Source organism: Pseudomonas imperatae, from assembly GCF_057128625.1.
This window is the reverse complement of sequence record NZ_JBSKHP010000004.1, coordinates 40,731-54,677: the sequence shown is the minus strand read 5'-3', so window position 1 is coordinate 54,677 and position 13,947 is coordinate 40,731. Positions and strand designations below refer to the sequence as shown.

Sequence of the window (13,947 nt, the reverse complement as noted above, 5' to 3'; positions counted from 1 at the left end):
AGCCACAAAAAAGCCGCTCGAAAGCGGCTTTTTCTGACAACAACCCAATCAGTGCTTGCTGCTGTCCTGCAACGACATCGCCAGCAGTTGCTTCTCCTGGTTCCAGTCGAACGGCTCTTCGTTTTCTTCCGCTTCAAAGCGGCGCTCTTCCAGTGCCTGGTACAGGTCGATTTCTTCGTCGGGCATGTAGTGCAGGCAATCGCCGCCGAAGAACCACAGCAGGTCGCGGGGGATCAGGTGGGCGATTTGCGGGTAGCGCTGGATGATCTGGCACATCAGGTCCTGGCCCAGGTAGGCGCTGGCGACCGGGTCGATGGGCAGTTCCATGCGCAGTTCGTCGTAGCGCTCCAGGAACAGGGCGTGGCTCTCGTCGGGTACCTGTTCGGCTTCACCCAGGGCGACCAGGATGCCGCGCAGGTGATCGAGCAGCACAAGCTGGTGGTCAATGTATGGGGTGGCCATGTTGAAGGTCCTCTTGAGCAAAACGGGCGCGGGAGTATACGCGCCCGGGAGGAAGTGTGTCATCGGACGCGGCCTTCGCTGGGCGTGAGTTCGGCTTTGTCGAAGTCGTCCACGTCAATTACCTTGCGCCGGGCGGCTTCGGCCTGGCGCAGGGTTTCTGCTTCGCCGGCCTGCAGCACGCCGGCTTCCAGGGCAGCGTCTATCAGGGTTGCTTCTGCGGCCGGGGTGAACTGGCCGGCCTTGTAAGCGGTGTGCAGTTTTTTCTGCAACGGGTGGCTGGCCGCCAGCAGGTCGCAGGCGGTTTGCAGGGCGGCCACCGGGTCGCCTTCGGCGGTGGGGCGGTAGCAGCCGGCCAGCAGTTCTTCCAGGGCCGGGTCGCCCTTGGCGCGGCCGATGACGGCGGCCACTTCGGCGTCCAGGCGGTCGGACGGGCCGGTGTGGCGGCGGCCGAACGGGAACACCACCACGCGCAGCAGGCAGCCGAGGACGCGGCTTGGGAAGTTTTTCAACAGTTCGTCCAGCGCGCGCTCGGCCTGGCCCAGGCTTTCTTCCATGGCCCAGTGCAGCAGCGGTTGCAGGTACTCGGGTGAGCCCTGGTCGTGGTAGCGCTTGAGCGCGGCCGAGCCCAGGTAAAGGTTGCTGAGCACGTCACCCAGGCGCGCCGACAGGCGTTCGCGGCGTTTGAGTTCGCCGCCCAGCAGCATCATGCTCAGGTCGGCCAGCAGCGCGAAGGCGGCCGCCTGGCGGTTCAGGGCGCGGAAGTAGCCCTGGCTGATGGCGTCGCCGGGGGCGTGTTCGAAATGCCCCAGGCCCAGGTTGAGGACGAAGGTGCTGGCGGCGTTGCCGATGGCGAAGCCGATGTGCTTGAGCAGCAGGGCGTCGAACTCCACCAGCGCCTGGGCCTTGTCTTCGCGGGCGGCCAGGGCCATTTCCTTGAGGACGAAGGGGTGGCAGCGAATGGCGCCCTGGCCGAAGATCATCAGGTTGCGCGAAAGGATGTTGGCGCCTTCCACGGTGATGAAGATGGGCGCCCCTTGCCAGTTGCGGCCCAGGTAGTTGTTGGGCCCCATGATGATGCCCTTGCCGCCGTGCACGTCCATGGCGTGGCTGATGCATTCGCGGCCACGCTCGGTGAGGTGGTACTTGAGGATCGCCGACAATACCGAGGGTTTTTCCCCAAGATCCACGGCGTTCGCCGTGAGCATGCGTGCCGCGTCCATCAGCCAGGCGTTGCCGCCGATGCGCGCCATGGCAGCCTGGATACCCTCGAAAGCAGCCAGCGGCACGTTGAACTGTTCGCGCACCTGGGTGTACTGGCCGGTGACCAGGCTGGTGTACTTGGCCGCACCGGTGCCCACCGCCGGCAGCGAAATGGAACGGCCCACGGACAGGCAGTTCATCAGCATCATCCAGCCCTTGCCGAGCATGGCCTGGCCGCCGATCAGGTAGTCCAGCGGCACGAACACGTCCTTGCCGGCGTTGGGGCCGTTCATGAAGGCGGCGCCCAGCGGCAGGTGGCGGCGGCCGATGGTGACGCCGGGCGTGTCGGTGGGAATCAACGCCAGGGTGATGCCCAGGTCCGTCTCTTCACCCAGCAGGTGGTCGGGGTCGTGGGCCTTGAAGGCCAGGCCCAGCAGGGTCGCGACCGGCCCCAAGGTGATGTAGCGCTTCTCCCAGTTCAGGCGCAGGCCGATGACTTCCTCGCCCTGCCATTGCCCTTTGCAGATGACCCCGGTGTCAGGCATGGCGCCGGCGTCGGAGCCGGCCAGCGGGCCGGTGAGGGCGAAGCAGGGGATGTCGTCACCGCGGGCCAGGCGCGGCAGGTAATGGTTGCGTTGTTCGTCGGTGCCGTAGTGCAGCAGCAGTTCGGCCGGGCCCAGGGAGTTGGGGACCATGACCGTGGACGCCAGGTCGCCGCTGCGGGTGGCCAGTTTCATCGCCACCTGGGAGTGGGCGTAGGCGGAGAAGCCCTTGCCGCCGTACTCCTTGGGAATGATCAGGGCGAAGAAGCCGTGTTCCTTTATATGCGCCCAGGCTTCGGGCGGCAGGTCGAGGTCCTGGCCGATCTGCCAGTCGCTGACCATGGCACACAGCGCTTCGGTAGGGCCGTCGATGAACGCCTGTTCCTCGGCGGTCAGTTGCGCCTTGGGGTAGCCCAGCAGGGTATGCCAGTCGGGGCGTCCGCTGAACAGCTGGCCGTCCCACCACACGGTGCCGGCGTCGATGGCTTCGCGCTCGGTCTGCGACATGGGCGGCAGCGTGCGCTGGAACCAGTTGAACAGCGGGGCGGTGAACAGCTTGCGGCGCAGGTCGGGCAACAGCAGGGGCAGGGCACTGGCAATCAGCAACACCCAGAATATCGCCAGCAGCCAGCCCGGCGCGTGGCTGAACATGCCCATGGCCAGCAGGTACACGGCAATGATGCCCAAGGCGGGCAGGGGCGCCACGCGCCGATGGAACAGCCAGGCCTTGCCGACGACCAGTACCACGATCCACAACAACAGCATATTCAGTCCTCCATGATGACGGGGCGGCGCACTGAGGAAGCGTAGACCGCTTGCCAGACTAGTGACCCCCGCATTGCCGGGGAGTTCGTTGCCAGCTGTTGCCGCCACGGGGTGGAAAAAATCATGGGGGGCGTTCGCCGACCGGTAGTAGACTCCTCGGACTATTCAGCCGGGAGACACAGAATGCTCAAGGTGTGGGGACGCAAGAACTCGTCCAACGTGCGCAAGGTGCTGTGGTGCGCAGAAGAATTGCAGCTGCCGTACCAGGCCATCGATGCCGGCGGTGCGTTCGGCCTGGTCAACGAGGCGCAGTACCGCAGCAAGAACCCCAACGGCCGGGTGCCGATGATCGAGGACGGCGAGCTGGTGCTGTGGGAGTCCAACGCCATCGTTCGCTACCTGTGCGCGCAATATGGCGGTGAATCACCGTGGTTCAACGCCGATGCCGCCGCGCGCGCCAGCGCCGACAAATGGATGGACTGGACCACCTCGACCCTGGCCGACCCCTTCAAGCCGCTGTTCTGGGGCGTGCTGCGCACCCCTGCCGAGCAGCAGGACTGGGTGCAGATCAACGCCGCGTTCAAGGCCGTGGTCGAGGTGCTGGCCGTGGCGAACGAGGCGCTGGCGCAGCAGCCCTACCTGTCGGGCAACGAAGTGGGCATGGGCGACATTCCCCTGGGCTGCTTCATCTATGCCTGGTTCGAGATGCCCATCGAACGGCCGCCCATGCCGCACCTGGAAGCCTGGTACGAGCGCCTGAAACAGCGCCCGGCCTATCGCAAGGCGGTCATGACCGCGTTGACCTGATAAGTATTATCGATGTTGATCACTGTACATGTGCGCCGCGTGCTAGCACCATTGGTCATGCCCGCCGCACCTTGTGAAGGTGATCGGCGTCTTTATTAAGGTTTATCGACCCTTCCTTTCTTTTTTCGGTGCATGGTTCAACTATGAGTTCTGCTCTGTCCATCCGGCAGCTGACCAAGACCTACGGCAACGGTTTCCAGGCCCTCAAGGGCATTGACCTGGACGTTGCCGAAGGCGACTTCTTCGCCTTGCTGGGGCCCAACGGCGCTGGCAAGTCCACCACCATCGGCATTCTCTCCACCCTGGTGAACAAGACCAGTGGCACGGTGAATATCTTCGGCCACGACCTGGATCGCGACCCGGCGGCGCTCAAGCGCAGCATCGGCGTGGTGCCCCAGGAGTTCAACTTCAACCAGTTCGAGAAGACCTTCGACATCGTCGTGACCCAGGCGGGCTACTACGGCATCCCGCCGCGCATCGCCAAGGAACGCTCGGAGCAATACCTGACCCAGCTGGGCCTGTGGGACAAGCGCGACGTGCCCTCGCGGTCGCTGTCGGGCGGCATGAAGCGGCGGCTGATGATCGCCCGCGCACTCATCCACAACCCGCGCCTGCTGATTCTCGACGAGCCCACCGCGGGCGTGGACATCGAGCTGCGCCGGTCGATGTGGAGCTTCCTCACCGAGCTGAACCAGCAGGGCACCACCATCATCCTCACCACGCATTACCTGGAAGAGGCCGAGCAGCTGTGCCGCAACATCGGCATCATCGACCACGGCACCATCGTCGAGAACACCAGCATGCGCAACCTGCTGGGCAAGCTGCACGTGGAGACCTTCCTGCTGGACCTCAAGGCCGACCTGGCCGAGGCGCCCGTGCTCGAGGGTTACCCTTGCCGGTTGATTGACCCGCACACCCTGGAGGTGCAGGTGGACAAGGAAGTGGGCATTACCGCGCTGTTCGGCCAGCTGGCCTTGAAACACATCGAGGTGCTGAGCCTGCGCAACAAAACCAACCGGCTGGAGGAGCTGTTCGTGTCCCTGGTGGAGAAAAACCTGGCGAAGGTGGCCGTATGAGTTTCGAAGTCAAAGCCAACTGGGTCGCGCTGAACACCATCGTCTACCGCGAGGTGCGCCGTTTCATGCGCATCTGGCCGCAGACCCTGCTGCCCCCGGCCATCACCATGGTCCTGTATTTCGTGATCTTCGGTAACCTGATCGGCCGACAGATCGGCGGCATGGGTGGCTTCACCTACATGGAGTACATCGTGCCGGGGCTGATCATGATGTCGGTGATCACCAACTCCTATGGCAACGTGGTGTCGAGCTTCTTCGGCAGCAAGTTCCAGCGCTCCATCGAGGAACTGATGGTGTCGCCGGTGTCGCCGCACATCATTCTGACCGGCTACGTGATCGGTGGCGTGCTGCGCGGCTTGATGGTGGGCATCATCGTCACGCTGCTGTCGCTGTTCTTCACCCACCTGCAGGTGCACCACCTGGGTATCACCCTGCTGGTGGTGATCCTGACGGCGACGATTTTCTCGCTGCTGGGCTTCATCAACGCGGTGTTTGCGCGCAACTTCGATGATATCTCCATCATCCCGACCTTCGTGCTGACGCCGCTGACCTACCTGGGCGGGGTGTTCTACTCCATTACCCTGCTGCCGCCGTTCTGGCAGACCGTGTCGCTGGTGAACCCGGTGTTGCACATGGTCAACGCCTTCCGCTACGGCATTCTGGGCGTGTCGGACATCCGCATCAGCATCGCGGTGGCGTTCATGCTGGTGGCCACGGTGGTGCTGTACATCGGCTGTGCGCGCCTGCTGGTCAGCGGCCGCGGCATGCGCAGTTAAGCACCGCTCCCCCGTAGCAGCGGCCAAAGGCCGCGTCCCCCGGCGCCGCGCATCATCTGGCGCCGCGCCGACCCCGGACGCCGCCTGCGGCAGCTGCTACGGGGTGGTGTGGCGGCGGCGCCATTGGCGGGCCACCCACCAGCGCCAGTAGCCCTGGGTGGCCACGTATCCCAGGGCGCCCATCACCAGCCCCGTCACCACCGACCCCAGCACGAACGGCTGCCACAAGGTGGCCAGCTGGCTGCTCACCCATTCCCAGCTCAGGTCGTCCGGCAGGCTGCGCGGCGGCGTGCCCATCAGCCATGCCCCCACCTGGTAGGTGACGAAGAACACCGGCGCCATGGTCAGCGGGTTGGTCAGCCATACCAGGCTCACCGCAATGGCCAGGTTGCCACGCACCAGCGCCGCCAGCGCGGCCGCCACCAGCATCTGCAAGGGGATGGGCAGGAAGGCGGCGAACAGCCCCACCGCCATGGCCCGGGACACCCCCCGGCGGTTCAGGTGCCACAGGTTCGGGTCATGCAACAGGCGCCCGAGAAAGCGTAGCGACTTGTTGCCGCGCAAGCGCTCGGGGTCGGGCATGTAGCGTTTGAACAGGCGGCGTGGCATCCAGGTTCTCGCGGCGCGGGCAGGGAGGGTGGCCCTCAGTATGCCCGGCTTTGCTGACAGCTCCGTTCAGACTTTGTGACAAATATTGAGCAGCGCTTCCCCGGGTTTGCGCGGATGCTGGTCGCCCTGCTGCTCAAGGATGAGTGTATGCGTACTGCGATGCTGGCACTGGCCACGGGCCTGGTGGCGCTGCGTTTTCTCCCGGTGCTGCCAGGCACCCCGCTGTTGCTGGGGCTCGTGGCGCTGGGCATGGCGCTGTGCTGGTGGCGTTGGGCGCGCCTGGGGCTGCTGGTGCTGGGCCTGGCCTGGGCGGCCTGGCAAGGGCAGCGTGCGCTGGATGACCGTCTGTCGCCCGCCTTGGATGGCCAGACCCTGTGGCTGGAGGGGCGAGTCAGCGGGCTGCCGGACAACCAGGGCGCCTCCGTGCGTTTCGAGGTGAGCGACCCGCAGGCGCGGCGCCATGCCCTGCCAGCCACGGTGCGCCTGTCGTGGTTCAACGGGCCGCTGGTCAATGCCGGTGAGCGCTGGCGCCTGGCGGTGACGTTGAAGCGGCCGCGGGGGCTGGTCAACCCGGCGGGCCTGGATGCCGAAGCCTGGATGCTGGCCCGGCGCATCGGCGCCACCGGCAGCGTCAAGGATGGCCAGCTGCAGGCCCCGGCGCAAGGAGCCTGGCGCGACGGCCTGCGCCAACGCCTGCTGGCGGTGGATGCCCAGGGCTACCAGGGCGTGCTGGTGGCGCTGGTGATGGGCGACGGTTCGGGCATCAGTCGCGAGCAATGGAACGTGCTGCAAGCCACTGGCACCGTGCACCTGCTGGTGATTTCCGGCACGCACATCGGCCTGCTGGCCGGCCTGGTCTACGGCCTCGTGGCAGCGCTGGCGCGTTTCGGGCTGTGGCCGCGGGCGCTGCCCTGGCTGCCCTGGGCGTGTGGCCTGGCCTTCGCCGCGGCGCTGGGCTACGGGCTGCTGGCCGGGTTCCAGGTGCCGGTGCGACGGGCGTGCATCATGCTCGGGCTGGTGCTGTTGTGGCGCCTGCGCTTCCGCCATCTGGGGGTGTGGCTGCCGCTGCTGGTGGCGTTGAACGCGGTGTTGCTGAGCGACCCACTGGTGAGCCTGCTGCCTGGGTTCTGGCTGTCGTTCGCGGCGGTGGCGGTGTTGATGCTGGTGTTTTCCGGCAGGCTGGGTGCATGGCCGTGGTGGCGCGCCTGGACCCGCGCGCAGTGGCTGATGGCCGTGGGTTTGCTGCCGGCGATGCTGGCGCTGGGGTTGCCCGTGAGCCTCGGCGGCCCGCTGGCCAATCTGCTGGCGGTGCCGTGGGTGAGCCTGGCGGTGTTGCCCACGGCGCTGCTGGGCGCCCTGTTGCTGCCGCTGCCGTGGGTGGGGGAAGGGCTGCTGTGGCTGGCGGGCGGCCTGCTGGCCGTGTTGTTCGACGCCCTGAGCTGGTTGGCGGCGCGGGTGCCGGCGTGGTTGCCGCCGGCGTTGCCCCTGGGCGTGTGGCTGCTGGTGGTGGCCGGCACGTTGCTGCTGTTGCTGCCAGCTGGCATGCCCTTGCGTCCGCTGGGCTGGCCGCTGGTGCTGCTGGCGGCGCTGCCGCCCCAGGCGTCAGTGCCCCATGGCCAGGCCCAGGTGACCCAGCTGGACGTGGGGCAAGGCCTGGCGGTGCTGGTGCGTACGCGCAATCACGCACTGTTGTACGACACCGGCCCGCGCACGCCGGGGCAGGACGCCGGTGAGCGGGTGGTGTTGCCCAACCTGCATGGCCTGGGCGTGCGGCGCCTGGACCTGATGCTGATCAGTCACGCGCACATGGACCACGCCGGTGGCGCCCCGGCGGTGATGCGCGGGGTGCCGGTGGCCGCAGTGTGGAGCGGCGAGGCTGGGCAATTGCCGGCGCAGCTGGGCGCCCAGCCCTGCGAGGCCGGGCACCAGTGGCAGTGGGATGGGGTGCAGTTCACCGTGTGGCGCTGGGCGGCGGCGCGGGAGAGCAATCCGTCGTCCTGCGTGCTGCTGGTGGAGGCGAATGGCGAGAAGCTGCTGTTGGGTGGGGATATCGACGCCGCTGCCGAGCGTGCGTTGGTGGCCAGTGGCCTGGACCTGGCCGGGCACTGGTTGCAGTCGCCCCACCACGGCAGCCGCACCTCGTCATCGCAATTGCTGCTGACGGCCATGAAACCGCGCGGCGCGCTGATTTCCCGCGGCCATAACAACTCGTTCGGGCATCCGCACCCGCTGGTGGTCGAGCGTTACCGCGCCAACGGCATCGAAGTCCACGACAACGCCGTGCAGGGTGCGCTGCACCTGCGTCTGGGGCGCTTCGACGGGGTGCGTGGCGAGCGCGAGCGGCGGCGCTTCTGGCGTGACCCGACATGACGGTCTACGACCCTCGGCCCCCCTATGTTAGAGTGGCGAACTTTTTCGAGGGGGTCCTTACTGTGTGGGAATTGGTCAAATCCGGCGGCTGGATGATGTTGCCGATCATTCTGAGTTCCATCGCCGCGCTGGGCATCACCGCCGAGCGCCTGTGGACCTTGCGTGCCAGCCGCGTGACCCCGCCGCACCTGCTGGGTCAGGTCTGGCGCTGGATCCGCGACAAGCAGCTGGACAAGGAAAAGCTCAAGGAGCTGCGCGCCGATTCGCCGCTGGGTGAAATTCTCGCCGCGGGCCTGGCCAACTCGCGCCATGGCCGCGAAATCATGAAGGAATGCATCGAAGAGGCCGCGGCCCGCGTCATTCACGAAATGGAACGCTACATCAGCACCCTGGGCACCATCGCCGCCATGGCGCCGCTGCTGGGCCTGCTGGGTACCGTGCTGGGCATGATCGAAATCTTCAGCTCGTTCATGGGCACCAACATGGCCACTAACCCGGCGGTGCTGGCCGGTGGTATCTCCAAGGCGCTGGTGACCACCGCCTCGGGCCTGATGGTGGGTATCCCGGCGGTGTTCTTCCACCGTTTCCTGCAACGCCGCATCGACGAGCTGGTGGTGGGCATGGAGCAGGAAGCGATCAAGCTGGTGGAAATGGTGCAGGGTGACCGCGAGGTCGATCTGGCCGAGGACAAAGCGTGAAGTTCCGCCGCAAGCAACGAGAGCAGATCGACATCAACCTGGTGTCGCTGATCGACGTGGTGTTCGTGTTGCTGCTGTTCTTCGTGGTCACCACCACCTTCACCAAGCAGACGCAGCTGCGCGTGGACCTGCCCGAAGCTGTCAGCGGCAGCCCCGAGCAGGACGCCGGCAAGACCCTGGACATCGCCATCAGCGCCGACGGCGTCTACTCGGTGAACAACAAGCTGCTGCCCAAGAGTGACCTGAACACCCTGATGGATGCCTTGCAGGCAGAGTCTGGCGGCGACAGCAAGTTGCCGCTGTCGATCAGCGCCGACGGCAAGACCCCGCACCAGGCGGTGATCACCGCCATGGACGCCGCCGGCAAGCTGGGCTTCAGCCACCTGAGCATGACCACGGTCGAGGCGCAGGCGAACAACTGATGGCCTTTTCCGATCGCATGTTGGCGGCCTGGTATAACGGTCACCCGGCGCTGGCGCTGCTGCGACCGCTGGAGTGCCTGTACCGCCGCGTCGTGGCTGGCAAGCGCCAGCGCTTCCTGCGCGGCGAGGGCACTATCTACCGTTCTCCGGTGCCGGTGCTGGTGGTGGGTAATGTCACTGTCGGTGGCACCGGCAAGACGCCGATGATTCTCTGGCTGATCGAGCACTGCCGGCGCCAGGGCCTCAAGGTCGGCGTGGTCAGCCGTGGCTACGGTGCCAAGCCGCCGCAGCTGCCGTGGCGCGTTGGCGCCAGCGACAACGCGGCGATGGCCGGTGACGAGCCGCTGCTCATCGTGCAGCGCAGCGGCGTGCCCCTGATGATCGACCCCGACCGCAGCCGTGCCGTGCAGGCGCTGACGGCGGCCGAGCCGCTGGACCTGATTCTCTCCGACGACGGCCTGCAGCATTACCGCCTGGCCCGTGACCTGGAGCTGGTGCTGATCGATGCCGCCCGCGGCCTGGGCAACCAGCGCTGCCTGCCCGCCGGCCCACTGCGCGAACCCGTCGAGCGCTTGCAGACGGTGGATGCCGTGCTGTTCAACGGCGCCGAGCGGGACCGCGACCAGGGGTTCGCCTTCACCCTGCAACCTATCGCGCTGGTCAACGTGCTGACCGGCGAGCGCCGCGGCCTCGACCTGTTCGCCCCCGGCCAGGCCGTGCATGCGGTAGCCGGCATCGGCAACCCGCAACGTTTCTTCAATACCCTGCAGGCGCTACACTGGCGGCCACAGGCCCACGCATTCGCCGACCACGCCGAATACAGCCTGGCGGCGCTGACGTTCAGCCCGTCGCTGCCGCTGGTCATGACCGAGAAGGACGCCGTCAAATGCCGCGCCTTCGCCCGGGACGACTGGTGGTACCTGGCCGTCGACGCACAGCCCTCGCCGGGCTTCGTCGCCTGGTTCGACGCCCGCCTGCCCAGCCTGCTGGCGCGTACCTGACCCTTTTCGCTTCACGCTTGCTCTTTTGCCAAGGACCTAACATGGACACCAAACTGCTCGACATCCTCGCCTGCCCGATCTGCAAGGGCCCGCTGAAACTCAGCGCCGACAAGACCGAGCTGATCAGCAAGGGCGCTGGCCTGGCCTACCCGATCCGCGACGGCATCCCGGTGATGCTGGAAAGCGAAGCACGCACCCTGACCGACGAAGAGCGCCTGGATAAATGAGCCAGGCGTTCACGGTTGTCATTCCGGCGCGTTTCTCTTCGACGCGCCTGCCGGGCAAGCCACTGCAGCTGATCGCCGGCAAGCCGATGGTCCAGCACGTCTGGGAACAGGCGCGCAAGAGTGCGGCCCAGCGCGTGGTGGTTGCCACTGACGATGCACGCATCGTCGAGGCCTGCCAGGCCTTCGGCGCCGAAGTGCTGCTGACCCGCGCCGACCATGAGTCGGGCACCGACCGCCTGGCCGAAGTGGCCCAGGCCCTGGGCCTGGCTGCCGATGCCATCGTGGTCAACGTACAGGGCGACGAGCCGCTGATTCCACCGGCGGTGATCGACCAGGTGGCCGCCAACCTGGCCGCCCACGCCGAAGCGGGCATGGCCACCCTGGCCGAGCCCATCGAGGACGTCGAATCGCTGTTCAACCCCAACGTGGTGAAAGTGGTCGCCGACCTCAATGGCCTGGCGCTGACCTTCAGCCGCGCCACGCTGCCGTGGGCCCGCGACCAGTTCGCCAACGACCGTGACAGCCTGCCTGCCGGCGTGCCGTTCCGTCGCCACATTGGCATCTACGCCTACCGCGCCGGCTTCCTGCAGGACTTCGTGGCCTGGGGCCCCTGCTGGCTGGAAGAGACCGAGCGCCTGGAGCAACTGCGTGCCCTGTGGCACGGCGTGCGCATCCACGTCGCCGACGCCGTCGAAGCACCGCCTGCCGGTGTCGACACCCCGCAGGACCTGGAGCGCGTACGGCGCCTGCTGGAGGCGTGATGCGCGTCCTGTTCGTGTGCCTGGGCAATATCTGCCGCTCGCCCACCGCCGAAGGCGTGCTGCGCCATCAGTTGCGCGCGGCCGGCCTGGCCGAGCAGGTGCAGGTGGCGTCGGCCGGCACCGGCGACTGGCACGTGGGCAAGCCGCCGGACAGCCGCAGCCGTGCCGCGGCCCTGCGCCGCGGCTACGACCTGTCGGCCCAGCGCGCCCAGCAGGTCAGTGCTACCGATTTCGGCCGCTATGATCTGATCCTGGCGATGGACCACAGCAACCTGGGCAACCTCAAGCGCCTGCAGCCGGCCAACGGCCGTGCCGAACTGGACCTGTTCCTGCGCCGTTACGACGGCGCGGTGGACGAGGTGCCCGACCCGTATTACGGCGGCGAGCAGGGCTTCGAGCAGGTATTGGACCTGATCGAGCTGGCGTGCGCCGGCCTGGTCAATGAATTGAAGGGGCGGCTATGAGCCTGCAGATCCGTGAGCAGGTATCGCTCAAGCCGTTCAACACCTTTGGCATCGACGTCAAGGCACGCTGGTTCGTCGAGGTCGACAGCGACGACCAGGTGCGCCAGGCGCTGGCCTGGGCCCAGGAGTGCCAAGTGCCGGTGCTGCCCATTGGTGGGGGCAGCAACCTGCTGCTGACCGCCGACGTGCAGCAGTTGGTGATGCGCATGGCCAGCACCGGCGTGCGCGTGCTGGCCGATGATGGCCAGCAGCTGGTGATCGAGGCCGAGGCCGGTGAGCCGTGGCACCCGTTTGTCCTGCAAACCCTGGCCATGGGCCTGGCCGGGCTGGAGAACCTCAGCCTGATCCCCGGCACCGTAGGCGCGGCACCCATGCAGAACATCGGCGCCTATGGCGTCGAGATCAAGGACGTGTTCCACGGCCTCACCGCCCTGGACCGCCACACCGGCGCGCTGCGTGACTTCAGCCTGGCCGAGTGCGCCTTTGGCTACCGTGACAGCCTGTTCAAGCGCGAGCCTGGGCGTTGGCTGATCCTGCGCGTGCGCTTCACCCTGGCCCGCGCGGCGCAGCTGCACCTGGACTACGGCCCGGTGCGCCAGCGCCTGGCCGAGCAAGGCATCGAGGCGCCGACGCCCACTGATGTGAGCGCGGCGATCTGCAGCATTCGTCGGGAGAAGCTGCCTGATCCTGCCGAGCTGGGCAATGCCGGCAGTTTCTTCAAGAACCCGGTGGTGCCGGCAGCGCTGGCCGAACGGATCAAGGCCGAGCACCCTGACCTGGTGGGCTATCCCCAGGCCGATGGCCAGGTCAAGCTGGCCGCGGGTTGGCTGATCGAGCGCGCAGGCTGGAAAGGCTTCCGCGACGGTGATGCCGGCGTGCATCGCCTGCAATCGCTGGTGCTGGTCAACTACGGCGCGGCCACCGGGCAGCAACTGCATGGCCTGGCCATGCGTATCCAGGCCGATATCCTCCAGCGCTTCGGTGTGGCGCTGGAGATGGAGCCTAACCTCTACTGAAGCCAACCTGGAGGCGCCAGCGTGACACCGTGCATCGTGGTACTGGCAGCGGGGCAGGGCGCGCGCTTCCAGGCGCAGGCGCAGGCGGGGCAGAGCAAGCTGCTGGCGCCATGCCCTGGCCTGGACGGGGTCGAGCGCCCCGTGCTGGCGCAGACCCTGCGCAGCCTCGATGGGCTGCCCGGCGAGCGGGTGCTGGTCACGCGCCCGGATCGTCCGGAAATCGCCGAGCTGGGTCGCCTGCATGGCTTCCAGGTCATCCTTGTTCCCTCTCCCGGCATGGGTGACAGCCTGGCAGCTGCCGTCGCGGCGGCGCCATTGGCGGCTGGCTGGCTAGTGGTGCTGGGCGACATGCCGTTCATTCGGCCCGATACCTACCGACAGGTGTCGATGGCTGTTCACGATCAAATCATCTGTGTGCCGGTGGCAGGGCAGGGCTATGGGCATCCAGTGGCCTTTGGCAGCGCTTTTGCGGCTGGCTTGATGGGCCTGAGTGGCGACCAGGGGGCGCGGCGGTTGTTTGCGGGGGCGACGGTCGTCGAGATCGCGGTTGCCGACCCTGGCATCTATCGCGATATCGACCTGCCTTCTGACCTTTTGCGGCCCCTGTGACGCTACAGGTGGGCGCGCCCGTAGCAGCTGCCGCCAGGCGGCGTCTGCTTCATGCGGTGAACCAGGCACACCGCAGGATCCATGACGCGGCCTGCGGCCGCTGCTACAGGTGGGCGCGCCCCGTAGCAGCTGCCGCCAGGCG

Annotated in this window: 15 protein-coding genes; 12 read left to right on the top strand and 3 right to left on the bottom strand. The window is 66.9% G+C overall.

Translation table 11 applies throughout. From position 1 onward, the window contains the following. Positions 1–48: 48 nt before the first annotated feature. Both ACWKWX_RS06605 and ACWKWX_RS06600 read right to left on the bottom strand, forming a co-directional pair. Positions 49–462 (bottom strand): PA2817 family protein, encoded by a 414-nt coding sequence (locus tag ACWKWX_RS06605; protein ID WP_475505734.1) that lies wholly within the window; start codon positions 460–462, stop codon positions 49–51. Between the two features lie 59 nt (positions 463–521). Next, positions 522–2,969, bottom strand: a complete 2,448-nt coding sequence (locus tag ACWKWX_RS06600) for an acyl-CoA dehydrogenase (protein WP_483827259.1) — start codon at positions 2,967–2,969, stop codon at positions 522–524. Between the two features lie 183 nt (positions 2,970–3,152). Between ACWKWX_RS06600 and ACWKWX_RS06595 the strand changes: the two genes are divergently transcribed. From ACWKWX_RS06595 to ACWKWX_RS06585, 3 genes are all read left to right on the top strand, one after another. Next, positions 3,153–3,776 (top strand): glutathione S-transferase, encoded by a 624-nt coding sequence (locus tag ACWKWX_RS06595; protein ID WP_473005835.1) that lies wholly within the window; start codon positions 3,153–3,155, stop codon positions 3,774–3,776. Positions 3,777–3,919: 143 nt separating this feature from the next. Beyond that, positions 3,920–4,852 (top strand): ABC transporter ATP-binding protein, encoded by a 933-nt coding sequence (locus tag ACWKWX_RS06590; RefSeq protein ID WP_416423128.1) that lies wholly within the window; start codon positions 3,920–3,922, stop codon positions 4,850–4,852. Further along, positions 4,849–5,628 (top strand): ABC transporter permease, encoded by a 780-nt coding sequence (locus tag ACWKWX_RS06585; protein ID WP_416423129.1) that lies wholly within the window; start codon positions 4,849–4,851, stop codon positions 5,626–5,628. The genes ACWKWX_RS06590 and ACWKWX_RS06585 overlap by 4 nt, the downstream gene beginning before the upstream one ends. A 96-nt stretch (positions 5,629–5,724) precedes the next feature. Here the strand turns inward: ACWKWX_RS06585 and ACWKWX_RS06580 are convergent, their stop codons facing one another. Further along, positions 5,725–6,237, bottom strand: coding sequence for a DUF2062 domain-containing protein (locus ACWKWX_RS06580; protein ID WP_483827258.1), 513 nt, complete (start codon positions 6,235–6,237; stop codon positions 5,725–5,727). A 147-nt stretch (positions 6,238–6,384) separates the two neighbouring features. Between ACWKWX_RS06580 and ACWKWX_RS06575 the strand changes: the two genes are divergently transcribed. From ACWKWX_RS06575 to ACWKWX_RS06535, 9 genes are all read left to right on the top strand, one after another. Next, positions 6,385–8,607 (top strand): DNA internalization-related competence protein ComEC/Rec2, encoded by a 2,223-nt coding sequence (locus ACWKWX_RS06575; protein ID WP_483827257.1) that lies wholly within the window; start codon positions 6,385–6,387, stop codon positions 8,605–8,607. Between the two features lie 62 nt (positions 8,608–8,669). Then, on the top strand, positions 8,670–9,305 hold the full coding sequence (locus ACWKWX_RS06570; protein WP_473005840.1) for a MotA/TolQ/ExbB proton channel family protein: 636 nt from the start codon (positions 8,670–8,672) through the stop codon (positions 9,303–9,305). Further along, positions 9,302–9,727, top strand: coding sequence for an ExbD/TolR family protein (locus ACWKWX_RS06565; RefSeq protein WP_416423133.1), 426 nt, complete (start codon positions 9,302–9,304; stop codon positions 9,725–9,727). The genes ACWKWX_RS06570 and ACWKWX_RS06565 overlap by 4 nt, the downstream gene beginning before the upstream one ends. After that, on the top strand, positions 9,727–10,728 hold the full coding sequence (gene lpxK, locus ACWKWX_RS06560) for a tetraacyldisaccharide 4'-kinase (protein WP_483827256.1): 1,002 nt from the start codon (positions 9,727–9,729) through the stop codon (positions 10,726–10,728). The genes ACWKWX_RS06565 and lpxK overlap by 1 nt, the downstream gene beginning before the upstream one ends. Positions 10,729–10,769: 41 nt before the next feature. Continuing rightward, on the top strand, positions 10,770–10,955 hold the full coding sequence (locus ACWKWX_RS06555) for a Trm112 family protein (protein ID WP_027977460.1): 186 nt from the start codon (positions 10,770–10,772) through the stop codon (positions 10,953–10,955). Further along, positions 10,952–11,716, top strand: coding sequence for a 3-deoxy-manno-octulosonate cytidylyltransferase (gene kdsB, locus ACWKWX_RS06550; RefSeq protein ID WP_416423135.1), 765 nt, complete (start codon positions 10,952–10,954; stop codon positions 11,714–11,716). Before ACWKWX_RS06555 ends, kdsB begins: the two co-directional genes overlap by 4 nt. Further along, positions 11,716–12,180 carry a low molecular weight protein-tyrosine-phosphatase gene (locus tag ACWKWX_RS06545; RefSeq protein ID WP_416423136.1) on the top strand — a complete coding sequence of 155 codons (465 nt, stop codon included), beginning with the start codon at positions 11,716–11,718 and terminating at the stop codon, positions 12,178–12,180. The genes kdsB and ACWKWX_RS06545 overlap by 1 nt, the downstream gene beginning before the upstream one ends. Then, entirely contained in the window at positions 12,177–13,196 is a 1,020-nt protein-coding gene (murB, locus tag ACWKWX_RS06540) for a UDP-N-acetylmuramate dehydrogenase (RefSeq protein ID WP_416423137.1), read from the top strand. The genes ACWKWX_RS06545 and murB overlap by 4 nt, the downstream gene beginning before the upstream one ends. 21 nt (positions 13,197–13,217) lie before the next feature. Continuing rightward, positions 13,218–13,805: a nucleotidyltransferase family protein gene (locus ACWKWX_RS06535; RefSeq protein ID WP_483827255.1), complete on the top strand. Its 588-nt coding sequence runs from the start codon at positions 13,218–13,220 to the stop codon at positions 13,803–13,805. Positions 13,806–13,947 lie beyond the last annotated feature (142 nt).

Coding starts and splice junctions, on each gene's coding strand:
- ACWKWX_RS06605 (WP_475505734.1), bottom strand. CDS start 462: ATGGCCACCCCATACATTGACCACCAGCTTGTGCTGCTCGATCACCTG.
- ACWKWX_RS06600 (WP_483827259.1), bottom strand. CDS start 2,969: ATGCTGTTGTTGTGGATCGTGGTACTGGTCGTCGGCAAGGCCTGGCTG.
- ACWKWX_RS06595 (WP_473005835.1), top strand. CDS start 3,153: ATGCTCAAGGTGTGGGGACGCAAGAACTCGTCCAACGTGCGCAAGGTG.
- ACWKWX_RS06590 (WP_416423128.1), top strand. CDS start 3,920: ATGAGTTCTGCTCTGTCCATCCGGCAGCTGACCAAGACCTACGGCAAC.
- ACWKWX_RS06585 (WP_416423129.1), top strand. CDS start 4,849: ATGAGTTTCGAAGTCAAAGCCAACTGGGTCGCGCTGAACACCATCGTC.
- ACWKWX_RS06580 (WP_483827258.1), bottom strand. CDS start 6,237: ATGCCACGCCGCCTGTTCAAACGCTACATGCCCGACCCCGAGCGCTTG.
- ACWKWX_RS06575 (WP_483827257.1), top strand. CDS start 6,385: ATGCGTACTGCGATGCTGGCACTGGCCACGGGCCTGGTGGCGCTGCGT.
- lpxK (WP_483827256.1), top strand. CDS start 9,727: ATGGCCTTTTCCGATCGCATGTTGGCGGCCTGGTATAACGGTCACCCG.
- ACWKWX_RS06555 (WP_027977460.1), top strand. CDS start 10,770: ATGGACACCAAACTGCTCGACATCCTCGCCTGCCCGATCTGCAAGGGC.
- kdsB (WP_416423135.1), top strand. CDS start 10,952: ATGAGCCAGGCGTTCACGGTTGTCATTCCGGCGCGTTTCTCTTCGACG.
- ACWKWX_RS06545 (WP_416423136.1), top strand. CDS start 11,716: ATGCGCGTCCTGTTCGTGTGCCTGGGCAATATCTGCCGCTCGCCCACC.
- murB (WP_416423137.1), top strand. CDS start 12,177: ATGAGCCTGCAGATCCGTGAGCAGGTATCGCTCAAGCCGTTCAACACC.